The sequence below is a fragment of the Nocardiopsis mangrovi genome, assembly GCF_042653925.1.
Taxonomy (GTDB): domain Bacteria; phylum Actinomycetota; class Actinomycetes; order Streptosporangiales; family Streptosporangiaceae; genus Nocardiopsis_B; species Nocardiopsis_B mangrovi.
Map to the genome: position 1 here is coordinate 1 of NZ_JBHSFQ010000102.1, position 662 is coordinate 662.

The window sequence follows — 662 nt, forward strand, 5'->3', positions numbered from 1 at the left end:
CCGGCAGCCCATCGCCACGATCGCCACCGGCTCCGCACCATCGGCCCCCGGCCCGGCGGTGACCGCCGCCCGCACCGGGGCCACCGCCTCAGAGACGCCCCCACCGCCCAGGCGCTCCAGCAGGAACGCGGCCAACGCGGCCGGGGTCGGATGGTCGAACACCGCCGTGGCCGGCAACCGCGTCCCCGCCGCCCGGCCCAACCGGTTGCGCAACTCCACCGACGTCAGCGAGTCGAACCCCAGATCCTGGAACGCCCGCCCCGCCGCCACCGCATCCGCAGAAGAGTGCCCCAGCACCGCGGCGGCCTCGGCACGCACCAGCGAGACCACCACATGCTCCCGCTCCGCCAACGGCAACCCCGACAGGCGCTCCTCCAACACCGACCCGCCACCGGAGCCGGTGCCGCCCGCACCGGCGCGGACGACGCGCCGCACCGGAGCCGCCACCAGACCCCGCAACACCGCCGGCACCCCGCCATCACGCGACACCAACACACGCCCATCCACCGGCAACGGAAGCACGAACGGCTCCGCCCCGGTGAGTGCGGCGTCGAGCATTCTCATGCCGTGGTCGTTGGTGATGCGGTGGTATCCGGAGCGTTGGATGCGGGAGATGTCGGCTGTGGTGAGGTGGGCGCTCATGCCGCTGGCCTGTTCCCACA

Annotated in this window: 1 protein-coding gene; it reads right to left on the reverse strand. The window is 73.7% G+C overall.

What is annotated here, in order from left to right; genetic code table 11:
- On the reverse strand, positions 1 to 558 hold a 558-nt coding region (locus ACFO4E_RS30120; RefSeq protein ID WP_378580749.1), incomplete at its 3' end, for an acyl carrier protein.
- Between the last annotated feature and the right edge of the window lie 104 nt (positions 559 to 662).